This is a genomic window from Streptomyces sp. NPDC002306 (assembly GCF_053593435.1).
The window spans coordinates 281691-300749 of the sequence record NZ_JBSFCK010000002.1 but is presented as its reverse complement, the minus strand read 5'-3'; the positions used below and the strand labels follow the sequence as shown (position 1 = coordinate 300749).

Annotated in this window: 14 protein-coding genes; 9 read left to right on the top strand and 5 right to left on the bottom strand. The window is 70.0% G+C overall.

From position 1 onward, the window contains the following. The first annotated feature begins 299 nt into the window (after nucleotides 1-299). Together dcd and ACWCQK_RS05725 are read left to right on the top strand one after the other, a co-directional pair. Entirely contained in the window at nucleotides 300-875 is a 576-nt protein-coding gene (dcd, locus tag ACWCQK_RS05730; protein WP_451152275.1) for a dCTP deaminase, read from the top strand. Continuing rightward, the gene (locus tag ACWCQK_RS05725; RefSeq protein WP_451152273.1) at nucleotides 872-1387 is read left to right on the top strand and encodes a phosphoribosyltransferase; all 516 of its coding nucleotides are present in this window, start codon (nucleotides 872-874) and stop codon (nucleotides 1385-1387) included. Before dcd ends, ACWCQK_RS05725 begins: the two co-directional genes overlap by 4 nt. A gap of 105 nt (nucleotides 1388-1492) precedes the next feature. Here ACWCQK_RS05725 and ACWCQK_RS05720 read toward each other — a convergent pair whose 3' ends face one another. Both ACWCQK_RS05720 and ACWCQK_RS05715 read right to left on the bottom strand, forming a co-directional pair. After that, on the bottom strand, nucleotides 1493-2530 hold the full coding sequence (locus tag ACWCQK_RS05720) for a Yip1 family protein (protein WP_451152271.1): 1038 nt from the start codon (nucleotides 2528-2530) through the stop codon (nucleotides 1493-1495). Nucleotides 2531-2839: 309 nt separating this feature from the next. Beyond that, nucleotides 2840-5131, bottom strand: a complete 2292-nt coding sequence (locus ACWCQK_RS05715) for a (Fe-S)-binding protein (protein ID WP_451152269.1) — start codon at nucleotides 5129-5131, stop codon at nucleotides 2840-2842. A gap of 195 nt (nucleotides 5132-5326) precedes the next feature. Between ACWCQK_RS05715 and ACWCQK_RS05710 the strand changes: the two genes are divergently transcribed. The 5 genes from ACWCQK_RS05710 (at nucleotide 5327) to ACWCQK_RS05690 (ending at nucleotide 10614) form a co-directional block, all read left to right on the top strand. Further along, nucleotides 5327-6346 carry an MraY family glycosyltransferase gene (locus tag ACWCQK_RS05710; RefSeq protein WP_451152267.1) on the top strand — a complete coding sequence of 340 codons (1020 nt, stop codon included), beginning with the start codon at nucleotides 5327-5329 and terminating at the stop codon, nucleotides 6344-6346. Between the two features lie 94 nt (nucleotides 6347-6440). Continuing rightward, nucleotides 6441-8285 (top strand): molecular chaperone DnaK, encoded by a 1845-nt coding sequence (dnaK, locus tag ACWCQK_RS05705; protein WP_451152265.1) that lies wholly within the window; start codon nucleotides 6441-6443, stop codon nucleotides 8283-8285. Then, nucleotides 8282-8938, top strand: coding sequence for a nucleotide exchange factor GrpE (grpE, locus tag ACWCQK_RS05700; protein ID WP_451152263.1), 657 nt, complete (start codon nucleotides 8282-8284; stop codon nucleotides 8936-8938). The genes dnaK and grpE overlap by 4 nt, the downstream gene beginning before the upstream one ends. Nucleotides 8939-8974: 36 nt before the next feature. Further along, nucleotides 8975-10159 carry a molecular chaperone DnaJ gene (gene dnaJ, locus ACWCQK_RS05695; RefSeq protein ID WP_451152261.1) on the top strand — a complete coding sequence of 395 codons (1185 nt, stop codon included), beginning with the start codon at nucleotides 8975-8977 and terminating at the stop codon, nucleotides 10157-10159. Between the two features lie 5 nt (nucleotides 10160-10164). Further along, nucleotides 10165-10614: a heat shock protein transcriptional repressor HspR gene (locus tag ACWCQK_RS05690; protein WP_451152259.1), complete on the top strand. Its 450-nt coding sequence runs from the start codon at nucleotides 10165-10167 to the stop codon at nucleotides 10612-10614. 85 nt (nucleotides 10615-10699) lie between these two features. Here the strand turns inward: ACWCQK_RS05690 and ACWCQK_RS05685 are convergent, their stop codons facing one another. Together ACWCQK_RS05685 and ACWCQK_RS05680 are read right to left on the bottom strand one after the other, a co-directional pair. Then, complete coding sequence (locus ACWCQK_RS05685; protein ID WP_451152257.1) at nucleotides 10700-12367, bottom strand: fibronectin type III domain-containing protein; 1668 nt, start codon at nucleotides 12365-12367, stop codon at nucleotides 10700-10702. Nucleotides 12368-12411: 44 nt separating this feature from the next. Next, nucleotides 12412-14451: a PA14 domain-containing protein gene (locus tag ACWCQK_RS05680; protein ID WP_451152255.1), complete on the bottom strand. Its 2040-nt coding sequence runs from the start codon at nucleotides 14449-14451 to the stop codon at nucleotides 12412-12414. 306 nt (nucleotides 14452-14757) lie between these two features. Between ACWCQK_RS05680 and ACWCQK_RS05675 the strand changes: the two genes are divergently transcribed. Next, complete coding sequence (locus ACWCQK_RS05675) at nucleotides 14758-15852, top strand: sugar ABC transporter substrate-binding protein (protein ID WP_451152253.1); 1095 nt, start codon at nucleotides 14758-14760, stop codon at nucleotides 15850-15852. Between the two features lie 924 nt (nucleotides 15853-16776). Continuing rightward, nucleotides 16777-17811, top strand: a complete 1035-nt coding sequence (locus ACWCQK_RS05670) for a LuxR C-terminal-related transcriptional regulator (protein WP_451152251.1) — start codon at nucleotides 16777-16779, stop codon at nucleotides 17809-17811. A gap of 139 nt (nucleotides 17812-17950) precedes the next feature. On the opposite strand, the gene ACWCQK_RS05665 is transcribed toward ACWCQK_RS05670, so the two are convergent. Continuing rightward, nucleotides 17951-18919, bottom strand: a complete 969-nt coding sequence (locus ACWCQK_RS05665) for a helix-turn-helix transcriptional regulator (protein ID WP_451152249.1) — start codon at nucleotides 18917-18919, stop codon at nucleotides 17951-17953. Nucleotides 18920-19059 lie beyond the last annotated feature (140 nt).

Here is a 19059-nt window from a genome sequence, read left to right as displayed (position 1 = left end):
CGTCGTCCGATGTGCCGATGGGCACGTGTTCAGCACCACTTCGTTCCCGATGCAGCAGGCCGAGCGACTCGGTCCCGGGCGGCTCGTCCGGTGTCCGCGGTGTGCGCGGCTCCGTAGCGTCGTGCCCGTGAGTCTCGAGAAGCAGACGCAGCGGCAGTGACGGGCGAGGGGGCGGGAGCGGCCGGCCGCGGTCGGCGAATCGTTCTCGCACCCGCCGGGCCCCCGGGTCGGAGCGTGTGACAGGCGCGCGGAGACGCCACGATTGTGGTGGGTCCGCGCGCCTTGCGTATCCTCGGGGCGTGCTTCTCTCAGACAAGGACATCCGGGCCGAGATCGACGCCGGGCGAGTACGGATCGATCCCTACGACGAATCGATGGTTCAGCCGTCGAGTATCGACGTGCGCCTCGACCGACTGTTCCGCGTGTTCGAGAACCACCGGTACCCCCACATCGACCCCTCCGTCGAGCAGGCCGACCTCACACGGCTCGTGGAGCCCGAGGGGGACGAGCCGTTCATTCTTCATCCCGGGGAGTTCGTGCTCGCCAGCACGTACGAGGTCATCTCGCTACCCGACGACCTCGCGTCCCGGCTGGAGGGCAAGAGCTCGCTCGGGCGCCTCGGGCTCGTCACGCACTCCACCGCCGGCTTCATCGACCCCGGCTTCTCGGGGCACGTGACGCTGGAGCTCTCCAATCTCGCGACCCTTCCCATCAAGCTGTGGCCGGGGATGAAGATCGGGCAGCTGTGCATGTTCCGGCTCAGCTCGCCGGCCGAGTCCCCGTACGGCAGCGAGCGGTACGGGTCCCGCTACCAGGGTCAGCGTGGACCGACCGCCTCCCGGTCCTACCTCAACTTCCACAGGACGCAGGTATGAGCGCCGAGGGAACACGAGAGAACCTCACCTACGAGCAGTTCGGCGTCGCCGTGCGCGAGCTCGCGCAGGCGGTCGCCGACGACGGGTACGAGCCCGACATCGTGCTGTCCATCGCCCGAGGCGGCGTCTTCGTGGCCGGCGGCCTCGCCTACGCCCTCGACTGCAAGAACCTGCACCTCGTGAACGTCGAGTTCTACACGGGTGTGGGCCAGACGCTCGAGATGCCGGTGATGCTGGCGCCCGTCCCGAACGTCATCGACTTCACCGACAAGAAGGTGCTGATCGCCGACGACGTGGCCGACACGGGCAGGACCCTCAAGCTCGTGTACGACTTCTGCCTCGACCACGTGGCCGAGGTGCGCTCCGCGGTGATCTACGAGAAGTCGCAGAGCCTCGTCAAGTGCGAGTACGTGTGGAAGCGCACCGACGACTGGATCAACTTCCCGTGGAGTGTCCTGCCCGTCGTACGTAAGCCGGGTGAGCCGGTCACTCCCTCGCGGGAAGCTCTCTGACCCGCCGCTCACGAGAAGATCCCCGGTCCTGATGGACCGGGGATCTTCGTTTGCGCCACAGCGCGGTACTCGCGGTACTCGCGGTACTCACGCGCTCGTGCCGCTCTAGAACGTGCCCAGCTTCACGATCGACAGCAGGGCGATCAGCTGGATCGCCGACGCGCCCAGCGCCTTCGGCCAGGGCAGGTCGTGGGAGCGGCGGACCATCAGGGTCAGCAGCGCACCGGCCGCCACCCAGGTCGCCCAGCCCACGAGCTGGACGAAGGTCGCGTCGCCGCCGAAGAACATCGCGAGGACCAGGCGGGGCGTGTCCGTCAGCGACATGATCAGCATCGACAGGCCGACCGTGGGCTGCCACGCGCCGTCGCCGCCGAGCTGGCGGGCCACGGTGTGGGTGACCACGCCCAGGACGAAGGCGCTGATCACCATCGCCACGGCCGTCGTCAGGACGATCGGGATGGCGTTGGAGAGGGTGGCGTTGATGGCGTCCTCGCGGGCGCCGTCGAAGCCGAAGACCGCGATCAGGCCGTAGAGGAACGTCACGATCAGGGCGGGGCCCCACATCGTGTAGTCGCGCATCCGCAGGAAGGTCTGGTCGGGGGCCGCCACGATGCCCTTCAGCAGGTCCTTCCAGTGCAGGGGCGGCCCGACCGGAGCCGACGGGGCCGCTGAGCCCGCGTGGTAGGTGTCGCCCTGGTTGTAGGGCGCCTGGTCGCCGACCGCGAAGGCCTGGGTGTGCCCCGGGTTGTTCGCCGCGTACGGGTCGTGCGCGGCGCCCGGTCCCTGGCCGTACGGATCGGCGCCGCCGAAGTACTCCGGCTCGTCACCGGGCCGCCCGTCGTGACCGCCGCCGTTCGCGTGCGGCCACTGGCCACCGCCACCGCCACCGTGCGGCGGCTGCTGGCCACCCCGGTACTGCGGTTGCTGCGGGTACGGCTGCTGAGGCGCCGACGGGTAGCCGTACGACGGCCCCTGGGGCGCCTGCCCGTACGGAGGGTTGTGCGGTCGCGCTTGCGGGGCACGGTTGTCCCGGCCGCCGCGTCCGATCCTGAATCCAGCCACGCCTTCGAACGTACCTGGTCCCACGCGATGACGTACGGGGCCTGGGCTTTCGGGCCCGGCTTTGCTGCTGAGCTGTGACATCCCCTAAGGGGAGTCAGGGGGTGACTTCCGCGCGGGCAGAGGCGGGAGGGGGAGGACGGCGACGGAGAGGGGGCGGGGGCCTTGCGTATCGCGAACCGTTTCGCGAACGGTTTCGCGAACGAGATCGGGAGGGGTCTCGCGTACGGGATCACAGGGTCAGGAACGGCCTCGCGAAGGGCCTCGCGAACGGACCGGGGCGCCCGAGGCCGCACACCCCGACGCCCCCGCCCCCGGCCGGCCTCGGGAAACGCCTGCGCCCCCCGACCCAGGAGCGGGTCGGAGGGCGCAGGAAGGTGCCGTACGGCCGGCTCACTTCACCGGCTGCGGCTCCGGCTCGTGTTCCGACTCCGACTGGCCCGCCGGGGGCTCGTCGTCGACCGGGGTCCGGACGGAGTCCAGGAGGAGCTGGGCGACGTCCACGACCTGGATGGACTCCTTGGCCTTGCCCTCGTTCTTCTTGCCGTTGACCGAGTCGGTGAGCATGACCAGGCAGAACGGGCAGGCGGTGGAGACGATGTCGGGGTTGAGGGAGAGGGCCTCGTCGACGCGCTCGTTGTTGATGCGCTTGCCGATCCGCTCCTCCATCCACATCCGCGCGCCGCCCGCGCCGCAGCAGAAGCCGCGTTCCTTGTGGCGGTGCATCTCCTCGTTCCTGAGGCCCGGGACGCTGGCGATGATCTCGCGCGGCGGCGTGTAGATCTTGTTGTGTCGGCCCAGGTAGCAGGGGTCGTGGTAGGTGATGATGCCCTCGACCGGCGTGACCGGGACGAGCTTGCCCTCGTCGACCAGGTGCTGGAGCAGCTGGGTGTGGTGGATGACCTCGTAGTCGCCGCCGAGCTGCGGGTATTCGTTGCCGATGGTGTTGAGGCAGTGCGGGCAGGTCGCGACGATCTTCTTCGCCGACCTCGGCTTGCGCGACTCCTCGGTGACCTTGCCGTCGTCGTCGAGTTCCTCGCCGAACGCCGTGTTCAGGGCCATGACGTTCTCCATGCCGAGCTCCTGGAACAGGGGCTCGTTGCCCAGGCGGCGGGCGGAGTCGCCGGTGCACTTCTCGTCACCGCCCATGATCGCGAACTTGACGCCCGCGATGTGCAGCAGTTCGGCGAACGCCTTCGTGGTCTTCTTCGCGCGGTCCTCCAGGGCGCCCGCGCAGCCGACCCAGTACAGGTACTCGACCTCGGTCAGGTCCTCGATGTCGCGGCCGACGACCGGCACCTCGAAGTCGAGTTCCTTCGTCCACTCCAGGCGCTGCTTCTTGGCCAGGCCCCAGGGGTTGCCCTTCTTCTCCAGGTTCTTGAGCATCGTGCCCGCCTCGGACGGGAAGGACGACTCGATCATCACCTGGTAGCGGCGCATGTCGACGATGTGGTCGATGTGCTCGATGTCCACCGGGCACTGCTCGACGCAGGCGCCGCAGGTGGTGCAGGACCACAGGACGTCGGGGTCGATGACGCCGTTCTCCTCGGCCGTGCCGATGAGGGGCCGCTCGGCCTCCGCCAGCGCCGCCGCGGGCACCTCGGCCAGCTGCTCCTGCGACGCCTTCTCCTCGCCCTCCATGGTCTTGCCGCCGCCGGCCAGCAGGTAGGGGGCCTTGGCGTGCGCGTGGTCGCGCAGCGACATGATCAGCAGCTTCGGGGAGAGCGGCTTGCCCGTGTTCCAGGCCGGGCACTGCGACTGGCAGCGTCCGCACTCGGTGCAGGTGGAGAAGTCCAGCAGGCCCTTCCAGGAGAACTGCTCGACCTGGGAGACACCGAACACGTCGTCGTCACCGGGGTCGGTGAAGTCGATCGGCTTGCCGCCCGACGTCATCGGCAGCAGGGCGCCCAGGGCCGTCCCGCCCTTCGCGTCCCGCTTGAACCAGATGTTCGGGAACGCCAGAAAGCGGTGCCAGGCGACGCCCATGTTGGTGTTCAGCGACACCACGATCATCCAGATGAAGGAGACGCTGATCTTGATCATGGCGACCAGGTAGACCAGGTTCTGGAGGGTCGTGACGCTCAGGCCCTTGAAGGCCAGGACCAGCGGGTACGAGGCGAAGTAACCGGCTTCGTAGCTCTCGACGTGGTGCAGGGCGCCCTCGAGGCCGCGCAGGGTGTAGATGGCCAGGCCGATGGTGAGGATGACGTACTCGACGAAGTACGCCTGTCCGGACTTGGAGCCGGCGAAGCGGGACTTGCGGCCCGGACGCGAGGGCAGGTTCAGCAGCCGGATCGCCATCAGGACGAGGATGCCGAGGATGGTCATCACACCGATGAACTCGGTGTACATCTCGAACGGCAGGAAGTCGCCGATGAGGGGCAGCGTCCAGTCGGCCTGGAAGAGCTGTCCGAAGGCCTGCGCCAGGGTCGGGGGCAGCGTCAGGAAGCCGACGGCCACGAACCAGTGGGCCACGCCGACGATGCCCCAGCGGTTCATCCGGGTGTGACCGAGGAACTCCCGGACCAGCGTCACGCTGCGCTGGTAGGGGTTGTCGGTCCGACTCCCGGCGGGGGCCGGCTGCCCCAGCTTGAAGTACCGGACGAACTGACCGATGGCGCGTGCCAGCAGCGCCACGCCGACCACGGTCAGGACCAGCGACACGATGATCGCGGCGAGTTGCATTTCGGGGCTCCTCGGGCCTGCGAGGGTTTCTCGAGCGAGATTACTAAGCGGTAACTTATGCAGTCCGTCTGAGACTACCCGCATCCTCCGCCGCACTGTAGCCAGCCGCTCGGTGATCTGTGTCGCTGAGGGTTGCCTCAGAATCCGATCGTGTTATTCGTACCAAATAGGTACATTTACCTCTAATTTATATCCGTGCTCTACGGGATCGCCGCTGCCGCCGCCGCTCTGCTGCTCACCGCCCTCCTCACATCGCTGCTCCGAACGCCCGCCCGCCGCCTCGGCATCGTCGACCGGCGGCGCCAGCGGCCGGTGCCGCTGCTCGGGGGAGCGGCCGTCGTGCTCGTCACCTGCGCCGTCGCGGCGGCGGGGGACTGGACGGGCGTCGCCCGGCTGGGCGACGGGGTCGGCCGGCTGCTCGTCGCGGGCGCCGCGGTCGCCGCGCTCGGGCTGGTCGGTGACGCGTGGCGGCTGAAGACGCGGTTCCTGGTCGTCGGTACGGCGGTGGCGGCGGCCTGCGTGGTGCCGTACGGCGAGACGGGGGTGCCCGGCGGGCTGCTCGCCGTGGGCTGGGTCGTCTGGGTGGCGCTCGCCTTCAGGGGGCTCGACCACGGCGACGGGCTCGCGGGCACCGTCGGGGTGGTCACCGCCTTCGGAGTGGGCGCCTGCGCCGCCGCGGAGGTCATGGACGGGCTCGCGGTGCTGCTCAGCGTGTTCGCCGCCGCGCTGACCGGGTTCCTCATGCACAACTGGCATCCCGCGCGGGTCGGCCTCGGTGCCTGCGGGTCGCTGTTCACGGGCTTCGTGCTCGCCTCGGCCGCGCTGCTCACCCGGACCGGGTACGGGCTCGTGCCCAGCGCGGGGGTGCTGTTCGCGCTCACGGCGATCGCGAGCGCCGACGCCGTCCTGGTGGTCCTGGCGCGCCGGATCGCCGGGCGGCCGCTGCTGCGCCGGGGGCCCGACCATCTCGGCCACCGGCTGCGGCGGCGCGGGCTCACCGCGCAGGGGGCGACCGTGGTGCTCGGTGCCGGGGCCTTCTCGGCGGTGCTCGTCGGGGTGCTGGTGCACACCGGATGGATCGGTGCGCAGGCCGTGCTCTGGGTGGCGGGAGCGGCGCTGCTCGGCGTGCTCGGGGTGTTGCGCCTCTCTGTGCGCGGCCCGCGACGGTCCGCGTCGGCGCAGGTCAGGCCCCAGTTGCGCGTAAGGAACGGATAAGAGTTGAGTCGCCATGACTCAGCTCTGTTGACCACGGGCCGGGTCTCGTGCACACTTGAGTCCGTTCCACTCAAGTCAGCTGGAGGAAATCACCATGGCACGTGCGGTCGGCATCGACCTGGGCACGACTAACTCCGTCGTCAGCGTTCTGGAGGGCGGCGAGCCCACCGTCATCACCAACGCCGAGGGTGCCCGGACCACGCCGTCCGTCGTCGCCTTCGCGAAGAACGGTGAGGTGCTCGTCGGCGAGGTCGCCAAGCGCCAGGCGGTCACGAACGTGGACCGGACCATCCGGTCCGTCAAGCGCCACATGGGCACGGACTGGAAGATCGAGCTCGACGGCAAGAGCTTCAACCCGCAGCAGATGAGCGCGTTCATCCTGCAGAAGCTGAAGCGTGACGCCGAGGCGTACCTGGGCGAGAAGGTCGCGGACGCGGTCATCACCGTCCCGGCGTACTTCAACGACTCCGAGCGCCAGGCGACGAAGGAAGCCGGCGAGATCGCCGGTCTCAACGTCCTTCGCATCGTCAACGAGCCCACCGCGGCCGCGCTGGCGTACGGCCTCGACAAGGACGACCAGACGATCCTCGTCTTCGACCTCGGTGGCGGCACCTTCGACGTGTCCCTCCTGGAGATCGGCGACGGCGTCGTCGAGGTGAAGGCCACCAACGGCGACAACCACCTCGGTGGTGACGACTGGGACCAGCGTGTCGTCGACTACCTGGTGCAGCAGTTCAGGTCCGGTCACGGCGTGGACCTCGCCAAGGACAAGATGGCCCTCCAGCGTCTGCGCGAGGCTGCCGAGAAGGCCAAGATCGAGCTGTCCTCGTCCACCGAGACCTCGATCAACCTGCCCTACATCACCGCCTCCGCCGAGGGCCCGCTGCACCTGGACGAGAAGCTCACCCGGGCTCAGTTCCAGCAGCTGACGGCCGACCTGCTGGAGCGCTGCAAGACCCCGTTCCACAACGTCATCAAGGACGCCGGCATCCAGCTCGGCGAGATCGACCACGTCGTTCTCGTCGGCGGCTCCACCCGTATGCCCGCCGTCGCCGAGCTCGTCAAGGAGCTGACCGGCGGCAACGAGGCCAACAAGGGTGTGAACCCGGACGAGGTCGTCGCCATCGGCGCCGCGCTCCAGGCCGGTGTCCTCAAGGGCGAGGTCAAGGACGTCCTGCTCCTCGACGTCACCCCGCTGTCCCTCGGTATCGAGACCAAGGGCGGCATCATGACGAAGCTCATCGAGCGGAACACGACGATCCCGACCAAGCGGTCCGAGATCTTCACCACCGCCGAGGACAACCAGCCGTCCGTGCAGATCCAGGTCTACCAGGGCGAGCGCGAGATCGCGGCGTACAACAAGAAGCTCGGGATGTTCGAGCTGACCGGCCTGCCGCCGGCCCCGCGTGGTGTCCCGCAGATCGAGGTCGCCTTCGACATCGACGCCAACGGCATCATGCACGTCACGGCGAAGGACCTCGGCACCGGCAAGGAGCAGAAGATGACCGTCACCGGCGGCTCCTCGCTGCCGAAGGACGAGGTCGACCGCATGCGCCAGGAGGCCGAGAAGTACGCGGAGGAGGACCACGCCCGCCGCGAGGCGGCCGAGGCCCGCAACCAGGGCGAGCAGCTCGTCTACCAGACCGAGAAGTTCCTCAAGGACAACGAGGACAAGGTCCCGGGCGAGATCAAGGCCGAGGTCGAGGCGTCGGTCGAGGAGCTCAAGGCCGCGCTCAAGGGCGAGGACACCGCCGAGATCCGTACCGCCACGGAGAAGGTGGCCGCCGTCTCCCAGAAGCTGGGCCAGGCCATGTACGCCGACGCCCAGGCCGCGCAGGCCGCCGGTGGCGCGTCCGCCGGTGCCGGTGAGGGCAGGGCCGACGACGACGTCGTGGACGCCGAGATCGTGGACGACGAGCGCAAGGACGGTGCCGCGTGACGGAGGAGACCCCGGGCTTCGAGGAGAAGCCCGACGTCCCTTCCGGCGCGACCTCTGACGACGCCGAGCCGAAGGCCGCCGCCCCCTCCGCGGAGGGGGCGGCGGCCCCGGCCGGGGACGCGAACCACACCACCGCTCTGGTGGCCCAGCTGGACCAGGTGCGTACGGCGCTCGGCGAGCGCACGGCGGACCTCCAGCGGCTCCAGGCGGAGTATCAGAACTACCGCCGTCGGGTGGAGCGCGACCGGATCGCGGTCAAGGAGATCGCGATCGCGAACCTCCTGACCGAGCTCATGCCCACGCTGGACGACATCGGCCGCGCCCGGGAGCACGGCGAACTCGTCGGCGGATTCAAGTCCGTCGCGGAGTCGCTGGAGACCGTCGCGGCGAAGATGGGCCTTCAGCAGTTCGGCAAGGAGGGCGAGCCCTTCGACCCGACGATCCACGAAGCCCTGATGCACAGTTACGCGCCGGACGTCACCGAGACGACCTGCGTGGCGATCCTGCAGCCCGGGTACCGGATCGGCGAGCGCACCATCCGCCCCGCGCGGGTGGCCGTGGCCGAACCCCAGCCGGGCGCACAGGCGGTCAAGGCCGAGGACTCGGCCGAGACGGCCGACGACAAGGAGAGCGGTGGCCCGGACGAGGGCTGACGCCGGCGGCGGGGCGAGGAAGGAGGGACGTCGAGGATGAGTACCAAGGACTTCATCGAGAAGGACTACTACAAGGTTCTCGGCGTCCCCAAGGACGCCACCGAGGCCGAGATCAAGAAGGCGTACCGCAAGCTCGCCCGCGAGTTCCACCCGGACGCCAACAAGGGCAACACCAAGGCGGAGGAGCGCTTCAAGGAGATCTCCGAGGCGAACGACATCCTCGGTGACCCCAAGAAGCGCAAGGAGTACGACGAGGCCCGCGCGCTCTTCGGCAACGGCGGCTTCCGCCCGGGGCCGGGCGCGGGCGGCGGCAACTTCAACTTCGACCTGGGCGACCTCTTCGGAGGCGGCGCCCAGCAAGGCGGCGGCGGGGCCGGCGGCTTCGGCGGCGGTATCGGTGACGTCTTCGGCGGACTGTTCAACCGGGGTGGCGCGGGCACCGGCACGCGCACCCAGCCCCGGCGCGGCCAGGACATCGACACCGAGGTCACGCTGAGCTTCACGGAGGCGATCGAGGGCGCGACGGTCCCGTTGCGGATGACCTCGCAGCAGCCGTGCAAGGCCTGTTCCGGCACCGGCGACAAGAACGGCACCCCGCGGGTGTGCCCGACCTGCGTCGGCACCGGCCAGGTGGCGCGGGGTTCCGGTGGCGGGTTCTCGCTGACGGACCCCTGCCCGGACTGCAAGGGCCGCGGTCTGATCGCCGAGCACCCCTGCCTGGAGTGCAAGGGCAGCGGCCGCGCCAAGTCCTCGCGGACCATGCAGGTCCGCATCCCGGCGGGCGTCACCGACGGGCAGCGGATCCGGCTGCGCGGCAAGGGCGCGCCCGGCGAGCGGGGCGGCCCCGCGGGCGACCTGTACGTGGTGGTGCACGTCGACTCCCACCCGGTGTTCGGCCGCAAGGACGACAACCTCACCGTCACCGTCCCGGTGACGTTCACGGAGGCGACGCTCGGCGGCGAGGTGCGGGTACCGACCCTCGGCGGCCCGCCGGTGACGCTGAAGCTGCCACCGGGCACCCCGAACGGCCGCACGATGCGCGCCCGCGGCAAGGGCGCGGTCCGCAAGGACGGCACCCGCGGCGACCTGTTGGTCACCGTCGAGGTGAGTGTTCCGAAGGACCTGTCGGGGAAGGCTCGTGACGCACTGGAGGCGTATCGCGAGGCGACCGCGGGTGAGGACCCGCGGGAGGAGCTGTTCGAGGCCGCGAAGGGAGCTTGAGAGTGATGGACGGCCGCCGGCGTAACCCGTACGAACTGACCGAGGAGACCCCGGTCTACGTCATCTCGGTGGCGGCCCAGCTCTCCGGCCTGCATCCGCAGACGCTGCGCCAGTACGACCGGCTGGGCCTGGTCTCCCCGGACCGCACCGCGGGACGGGGCCGGCGGTACTCGGCCCGTGACATCGAACTGCTGCGTACCGTCCAGCAGTTGTCGCAGACCGAGGGCATCAACCTGGCCGGCATCAAGCGCATCATCGAACTGGAGAACCAGGTCGCCGCGCTCCAGTCCCGGGTCGCGGAGATGGAGGCGGCGCTGGACGGCGCGGCCGCCACGATGCGCCAGCGGGAGGCCGCGGTGCACGCCTCCTACCGGCGGGACCTGGTCCCGTACCAGGAGGTCCAGCAGACGAGCGCGCTGGTGGTGTGGCGGCCGAAGCGGCAGCAGTCCGACTGACCGGCCGGTACCCCGCCGATCCAGGAGAGGCCCGGAGGTTCAGCAGAACCTCCGGGCCTCTCCTGTGCGCTGTGTCCCGCGCGGTTCAGCGACCGACGAAGAAGTCGACGGTCGTGCTCCGCTCGCTCTGGCGCCCGTAGGCGTCCACGGCGGTGACGGTGGCCGTGCACGGGCCGTTGTAGGGCGAGGTCCAGCTGATGGCGCCGGTGGTGGACAGCGAGGTGCCGCTCGACCCGCAGGCGCCGCTGATCTCCCAGGAGTAGCCCCGCAGCACCCGGTCCTCGTCACCCGTGCCGGGCGCGGCCGTGACCTGGATGGGCGAGCGCAGGGGTGCCCCCGAGGAGACCAGGGTCAGCAGCGGTGCGGCGGGTCCGGTCGCGGTGGCCGGGGAGAGCCGGTCGACGACCGCCTGCGCCGAGGGGACCGACTCCGCGCCGGTGCCGTCGACGGTGGTGACGAGGTAGTACGCCGTGCCGCGCGGCGCGGACGTGTCGTCGTAGGAGGACGCCGTGGCGTCGGGGGCGCCGATCAGGGACCAGCCGCCGGTGGCGGACGTGCGGCGGTAGACGCGGAAGCCGGAGACGTCCTGCGCGCCGGGGTCCGAGCTCCAGACGACGGACGTCGACGCGTCGGACGGCGTGCCCTGGACCCCGCTCGGGGCGGGCAGGGCCGAAGCGGCGGGGAGGGTGACCGTGACCGGCAGGGAGGCCGGTCCGACGTTCATCGCGGTGTCGACGGCCCGCACGGTGTACCGGTACGCCGTGCCCGGCTCCGCCAGGACATCCGTGTACGACGTCCCGAACACCGTCTCCGGGCCGTCCAGGTCCTGCCGGCCCTCCGGCGCCCCCCACACCTCGTAGTGGTGGACGTCCTTCGCCGAAGACGCCTGCCAGAAGAGGGAGTTGCCCGCTGTGGTGCCGAGCGCCGTCAGGCCGGTGACCTGCGCCGGCGCGGTCCGGTCCACGGTGACGACGGTCCGGTCCACCGAGCCGGCCGACTCGTTGCCCGCCTTGTCGTAGGCCCGGACCTGGTACACGTACGTCTCGCCGGTCGGCGGCAGGGCCGCGTCGGTGTACGAGGCGGCCGTGGTGGACGCCAGCCGGGTCCAGGCGGTGGCCGCACCGGACGCCGGACGCCGGTAGACCCGGTACCCCGCGAGGTCCATCTCCTGGTTCTTCGCCCAGGTGAGCCGGGCCGCGCCGGTCGCCTGGGTGTACGTCAGGGCGGGGGCCGCCGGGGCGAGCGGCTTCACCTTGTCGACGCTCGCGGACGTGCGGGGCGTGTAGGCGAACTTGACGTTGGCGTTGCCGGTCCAGTTCACGTAGTCGACGCGGACGGTGTGGCGGCCCTTGGGCAGGGTGAGGTTGACGGCCTTGGACGTCGTGGTCGAGCCGTTCTTCCAGAGGTCGACCTTGCGGGAGTTGTCGACGTAGACGCGGATGCCGTCCTGGGCGGCGACCGAGAGGGTGAAGGGGCCGCCCGAGCCGAAGTCGCGGGTGACGCTCCAGCGGACCGCGAAGTTGTTCGTCGGCAGGCCGGAGGTCGGGGCCTTGGCGCCCCACTTCTCGTCGATCGCGCTGTCGCAGTCGGTCTTCTTCGCCGTGCCCGAGAAGGTGGTGTTCGCGAAGAACTGCCGCTTGTACACCGGTGAGGTACAGCTGACGGCCGCCGACGCGGGGGCGGCGACGGCCGTGAACAGGCCCGCGGTGGTGGCGAGGACGACCGTGGTGGCCGTGAGGGTGCTGGTTCTCATCTTCGTTCTCTTGCTCGTTCTTGTGCTTGTTCTTGTGCTTGTTCTCATGCGGGGCGCGGGAGGGACGCGGCCCAGTCGACGTTGGAGAAGGCTTCCGTGCCGTCCGGCGCGACGACCGAGAGCACGTAGTGGTTGGTCGTGCCGGTCGGCGCGTCCAGGTCCAGGTACCGGGTGGTCGTGGGGGCCAGGGGCACGTCGGTCAGACGGGCCCACCGTCCGGCCGCGCGGTCCCAGCGGTAGACGTGGACGCCGAGGGAGTCGGCCGCTTCGCAGTCGATCGAGAGGATGCCGGCGCCCGTGGAGGTGGCGTCGCTGTAGAGCCAGCAGGGCGCGGTCTCGGCCGGGATCTCCGAGGGCGTGAGGTCGAGCTGGGTGACGTCGGTCCCGGTGATGGTGGGACTCCACTCGCCGCCGATCTCGTCCTCGTACGTCAGGGAGTTGCCGTAGCGGTCGACGGCGACGACGAAGTAGGTCCGGCTGTCGCCGTGCGCCCCGTACGGGCCGTCGAGGTACTCGCTGGTGCCGGCGTCGACCTCGGCCACGAACTCGTGGGTGCCCGCGTACGGGCCGCGCCGGTAGATCCAGTACTCGTCCAGGTCGGCCACCGTGGCGTCGTCCCAGTCGAGCTTGACGCCGTACTCGAGGGGTTCGGCGTGCAGGCCCGTGACGGGCGGCGGCGGGACCTCGTCGCCCGAGGTGGTGATGGTGACCTCGGCGGAACCGGTGGACCACAGGCCCGCGGTGTTCTGGCGGTGCAGCTTGTAGTGGTACGTCTCGCCGTGCCGTACGTCGTTGTCGTGGCAGCTGCGGATCGTGTTGCCGTCCGCGTCGGTGCTGGTCCGGGGCGTGTTGCAGCGGGCGAGCGTCCACTGGCGGGAGCCGTCCGCGGAGGCCGCCGAACGGTAGACCCGGTAGTCGGCCGTGTCGCCGCCCGCGGGCTCCTTCCAGGTGACCTGCACACCCCAGTCGGTCGAGGAGAGGGTCACGCCGGACGGCACGGTGATGGTCGGCGTCGCCTGCGCGATCGCGGAGTCCGCGGTGTTCCCGGCCGTGTCGACCGCGCTGACCTTGTACTCGTACACCTTGCCGTACTGCACCGGGCTGTGCCGGTAGCCGGTGGCGGTGGTCTCGGTGAGCAGGGTGTAGCGGGACGCCGAGGCCAGCTTGCCGTAGACCTGGTAGCGGACCGCGTCCGCCGACGCCGTCCAGGACAGGTCGTTGGCGTCCTGCGTGGCCGTGGCGGTCAGGACCGGCGTGCCGGGCGGGGTGACGTCGGGGGAGGGGACGGGTCCCTTGCTCGCCGCGCCCGTCGACTCGTTGCCGGCCTTGTCGTAGGCGCGGACCTGGTAGTAGTACTTCTGGCCCGTGCACGGCGGGCGGTCGCCGAAGGCGAGCTGGGTGGTCGTGCCGACCTTCGTCCAGGTGCTCGTGCCCTCGGCCTGACGGTAGATCCGGTAGCCGGCGAGGTCCATCTCCTGGTTGCGCGCCCACACCAGGTACGCGACCACCTCGGTCGGCGACTCCGGGACGTAGTCCCACGTGACACCGGCCGGCGTACGCGGCCGGACCTTGTCGACGGTCGCCGAGGTGTTGGGCGCGTAGGCCAGCTTGACGTTCGCCGAGCCCGTCCAGTTGACGTAGTCCACGCGCAGGGTGTGCTTGCCCGCCGGGATCGTGACGTTGACGGTCTTCTTCGTCGTGGTCGAGCCGTTCTTCCAGAGGTCGACCTTGCGGGAGTTGTCGACGTAGACGCGGATGCCGTCCTGGGCGGCGACCGCGAGGGTGAAGGGGCCGCCGGAGCCGAAGTCGCGGGTGACGCTCCAGCGGACCGCGAAGTTGTTCGTCGGCAGGCCGGAGGCCGGGGCCTTGGCACCCCAGTTCTCGTCGATCACGCTGTCGCAGTCGGTCCGCTTCGGGGTGCCCGAGAAAGCGGTGTTCGCGTAGAACTGCCGTTTGTACACCGGTGAGGCGCAGTTCGTCGCGGCAACGGCGGGGACGGCGGCGGTGGTGAGGAGGCCGCCGGCGGTGGCGAGCACGACGGCGGTGGCGGTCGCCGTGGACGTGCGTCGTCTGGCTGGGTTCATTCGGTCCTCTGGTCGGGATCGGCACGGGAGTTCTGTTCCGTCGGGATCACGACTCGCGAAGAGTGGGATTGGTTGTACGGATCTTTGCCTACGCGTGAACTCCCCTTGGGTGGAGGGTCCGTGGCGAGCGCCTGGAGGCGTGTTCGCAGCGTGTTCACGAGCGGCTTCGGGCTAAGCGGAGCGTGATGTTGCTATCTCGTTAAGTAGTTCTGCTTGACGGCGATGGTTGCCGACGCGTTGGCTTTTCAGACACCTGGGTCACCATGTCGCACCCATGTCCGGAACACACCTGAAGTGAGTCCCCGAATGCGTCGTATCGCCATATCCGTGGCCGCGTCCACGATGACCCTCTCGCTGGCCGGTTGCGGCATGCTCGACGCGACGGGGGGCACCGACGACGCAAGCCCGAGGAAGGGCAACGACATCACGGTCGGTGTGCTGCTGCCGGAGAAGAAGAACACGCGCTACGAGTTGTTCGACTACCCCATCATCAAGAAGAAGGTCGCCTCCCTCACCAACAACGAGGGCAGGACGGTGTACTCCAACGCCGGTCAGGACGCGGACGAGCAGGCGACCCAGATGCAGAGGATGATCGACGACAAGGTCGACGTCATCCTGCTGGACGCCGTCGACTCGCACGCCATCGCGGGCATGGTGCAGAAGGCCAAGGACGCGAGCATCCCGGTCATCGCCTACGACCGGCTCGCCGAGGGCCCGATCGACGCGTACGTCTCCTTCGACAACGAGCTCGTCGGTGAGGTGCAGGGGCGCACCCTGGCCGAGAGTCTGAGCTCCACCAAGAAGATCGTCATGGTCAACGGTTCGCCCACCGACCCGAACGCCAAGCAGTTCAAGGAGGGCGCGCTCTCCGAACTCAACGGCAAGGTGACCATCGCCGAGACGTTCGACATCAAGGACTGGAGCCCGGAGCTGGCCCAGGCCAACATGACGAAGGCGATCGACAAGATCGGCAAGGACAACATCGCCGGCGTCTACTCCGCCAACGACGCCATGGCGAGCGGCATCATCAAGGCCCTGGAGGCCGCGGGTGTCTCCGAACTGCCGCCGATCACCGGCCAGGACGCCGAACTCGCGGCGGTGCAGCGCATCATCGCCGACGAGCAGTTCATGAGCGTCTACAAGTCGTACCCGGAGGAGGCCGAGGCCGCCGCGGAGATGGCCGTCGCCAAGGTCCAGGGGCACGACATCCAGTTCGACGCGCTCACCTCGGACAAGGTCGACAGCCCCACGAACAGCAAGATCCCCGCGCAGCTCGTGACCGTCGTCGCCCTGACGAAGACGAACATCGAGGAGACGGTCGTCGCGGACGGCATCTACAAGGTGTCCGACATCTGCACCGAGAAGTACAAGGCGGCCTGCACGGCGCTCGGCCTGAAGTAGCCGGGGGACACGCGGCCGGGAGGGACCGTCCTCACCAGCCCATGAGCGGTTTCACCGGGATGAGCACACCGTCGGCGGCGTGCTCGACCGGGGCGCTGTTCATGAAGCCGGCCGCGTCGGCCGGCGACGCCCGCCAGGCGCCGGCGCGCGACGACGTACGTGTGGAACTCGGGGGACCCGTTCTCCACCCGCGGCCGGACGGCGCAGAACCGGCCGTCCGGCTGTCCCTCGCTGTGCGAACCGGCGACGGCCGTCAGGCCGCAGCGCAGGGACAGCGGGGTGAAGGTGAGATGCCCGTCCCGGCAGGCCCGGGAGGGCCGCTGTGAGGCCGTGGCGGGCGAGGGCGCGGCCCGGACTCCCGCCGCCGCCCGCGCAGCCCGCGAGGGCCGGTGTCAGCGCGGCCAGTGCCGTCATCGCCGGCGCCGTCGGCACACGCCCCGTCCGCATGGCCGCATTCTCGGGCGCCCCGCACGGTGAGGGGAGGGGGGTACGGCACTCCGGTACGGCCGTGCCGGCGCCCCGCCGACCGTGCTCGCCGTCTGCCTGCCGCACCCGTCGCCGTGCCCGCCGTGCCCGACGCGGCGGTCGTCCGTCGCCGTCCGCCGCTCCGCCCGCCGTCCTTCGCAGCGCTCGTCGCTCCCGCGGCTCACCCGGTGCCCGCCGCGCGCCGACCGGCAGGAGCGGGTGGCCGGCCAGGGCTCCTACGGGTGACCGTTACCCGCGGGGAAGCGGGTTCCGCGACGCACCGGCGGGGTACGGAACACCACCATCAGCTTGTTGCAACGCGGCGGGCGGAGGTAGGCGGATAGCAGGGCGAACCGGCTGTTTCCCACGGTCGCGGCGAGAGGAGCCGTGTTGCGGAGCAGGTCCGCTCCGCGCATAGTGGCGGCTGCGGAAGAGGCTGGACCGGGGGTGGGATGGGCGATGGCCGGGCACGGGACGGAGGAGCATCCACACGGTGCCGACCGACTGTGCGGGGCCGGGGATCGCGTGTATTCCCGGGCCGTACGGCGCGGCCGGGTGCGGCGGCGTGACGCCGATCCGGTGCCCTGCCTCCTGGAACTCGCCCTGCTGCACCCGGACCCCGACGACATGGACTGGCTGGTGCCGACGGCGCCGCAGGAGGTCATGACGCGGCTGCTGCGCGGGGTGTACGACGAGGTCAGCGTGAGCCAGCGGCGGGTGGGCGCGGCGGTGGCGGCCGTCGAGTGGTACGCGGGCCTGGGCGGCCGGCTGCCGTCCTCGGGCACCGAGGGCAGCGCGATCCGGGTCCTGGACGGACTCTCCCGTATCCAGACGGCGATGGACGAGGCGACGGAGGCGTGCACGACGGAGGTGCTGACGGTGCAGCCGGGCGGTATCCGCCGTGAGGCCGAACTGTCGGAGGGCCTGCACCGGGCGCTGACGCTGCGCGGGCGCGGGGTGCGCATGCGCGACCTGTACAACCACGTGGCCCGGCACGGCCAGGGTCTGCTCAACTACCTGGAGCTGATGGGCGACACGGTCGAGGCGCGCACCCTCGACGAGGTCATCGACCGGCTCATCCTCTTCGACCGCACGGTCGCCTTCATCCCCGCCAACGCCGACCACACGATGGCCCTGGAACTGCGTCACCCGGCCCTGGTCGGCTACTTCGCCACGGTCTTCGAACGCCTGTGGCGGCTGGCGATCCCGCTCACCGCCGCCCTGCCCGACACCGGCATCGAGGGCATCTCCCACCGCGAGCAGTCCATCGCGGCGCTGCTCGCCGAGGGCCACCAGGACGCGGTGATCGCCGAACGCCTGGGCATCAGCGTGCGCACCTGCCGCGCCCACATCGCGCGCCTGTCGGAGACCCTGGGCGCGGCGAGCCGCACCCAACTGGGCGTCCGGATAGCGCAGGTGGGCCTGGACGGCACCACGACCCCCGAGGCTCCCCGCCTCAGTCTTCCCGACCAGGGGTCGCCGACCGCCCTGTGAGGCGGCCGGGCCGGGCGGCCGCCCGCGTGGTCACGAGAGACTCCCCCGCGGCTTGCGTGGTCGCGAAAGGCTCCGAACGCTCCCCTGGTCGCGAAAGGCTCCGAGCGGCTCCCCTGGTCGCGAAAGGCTCCCCGCCGGCTCAGTGCTCCCGCTCCAGAATCCCCGACTGGGCTATGAGGAAGCCGAGTTGGGCGCGGCTGCCGCTGCCGAGGGCCTGGGCCAGCTTGGCGATGTGGGCGCGGCAGGTGCGCACGTTCATGCCGAGACGGCGGGCGATGGCCTCGTCGACGTGCCCCTCGATGAGGAGTTTGGCGATGGAGTGCTGGATGTCGGTGATGCCGTCGGGGGCGGTCTCGTACGGTGTGCCGACCCGGAGGGGCACCGCGCGCGTCCACATGAAGTCGAAGACCTTGATCAGGTAGCGGACCAGGCCGGGGTGGCGGAGCTCCAGGGCGACCTGCCGGTCCTCCCGGACGGGGATGAAGGCCACCGTCTCGTCGCAGATGATGAGGCGTTCGACGAGTTCGTCGATGGTGCGGACCTCGACCTTGCCGGTGGAGATCTGGTCGACGTAGGCCAGCGTCTGGGGGCTGTGCCGGGCGGTGTGCTGGTACAGCGTGCGCAGCCGTACCCCCCGCTCAAGTAGCGGACGGTCGCGTTCCAGGCCTTTCAGGAGGTTGCTCTCCAGGCGGCGGCCGCCGGGCTGCACGGCGAGCACCTCGGTGTGGGACTCGGAGGTGGCGATGTTGAGCGCCGCGTTGATCCGGTCCCGGCCCTCCAGCACCGTGATGGAGTGTGTGCTTCCGGTGCTCTGGGCGCTGGCGGCCATGAACGGCTCGAAGGCGTCGGCCAGTTCGACCGAGAGTCGCCTGCGCTCCGTGATCTCCCGCTCCAAGGGGTGGAGATGCTGGGCCAGGGCGACCGTCGGCGGAACCGGCCGCAGCCAGTTGACGTCGTCGGGATCCGGGTGCAGGAGGCCGAACTCCATCAGGCAGGGAACGTCCGCCACGTCCGTCCTGGGCACGCGACCTGCGCGAAGAGCACTGGCGTAGACGCGACCGCCTTCGTCGCAGAGTTCGGTTATCGCATGGGGATGTGCCGCTTGCATACCGTTTGTCCCCAATTCTCCACCCCCCAGGGTCCTGAACATGCAGGAACATGATGCATCGATTGTGTGGCCATGACGTGCCCGAATGAGCCATCGTCTTATCCGACGGGGGAAGAGGAGACCATCGAGTGAGGACGAAG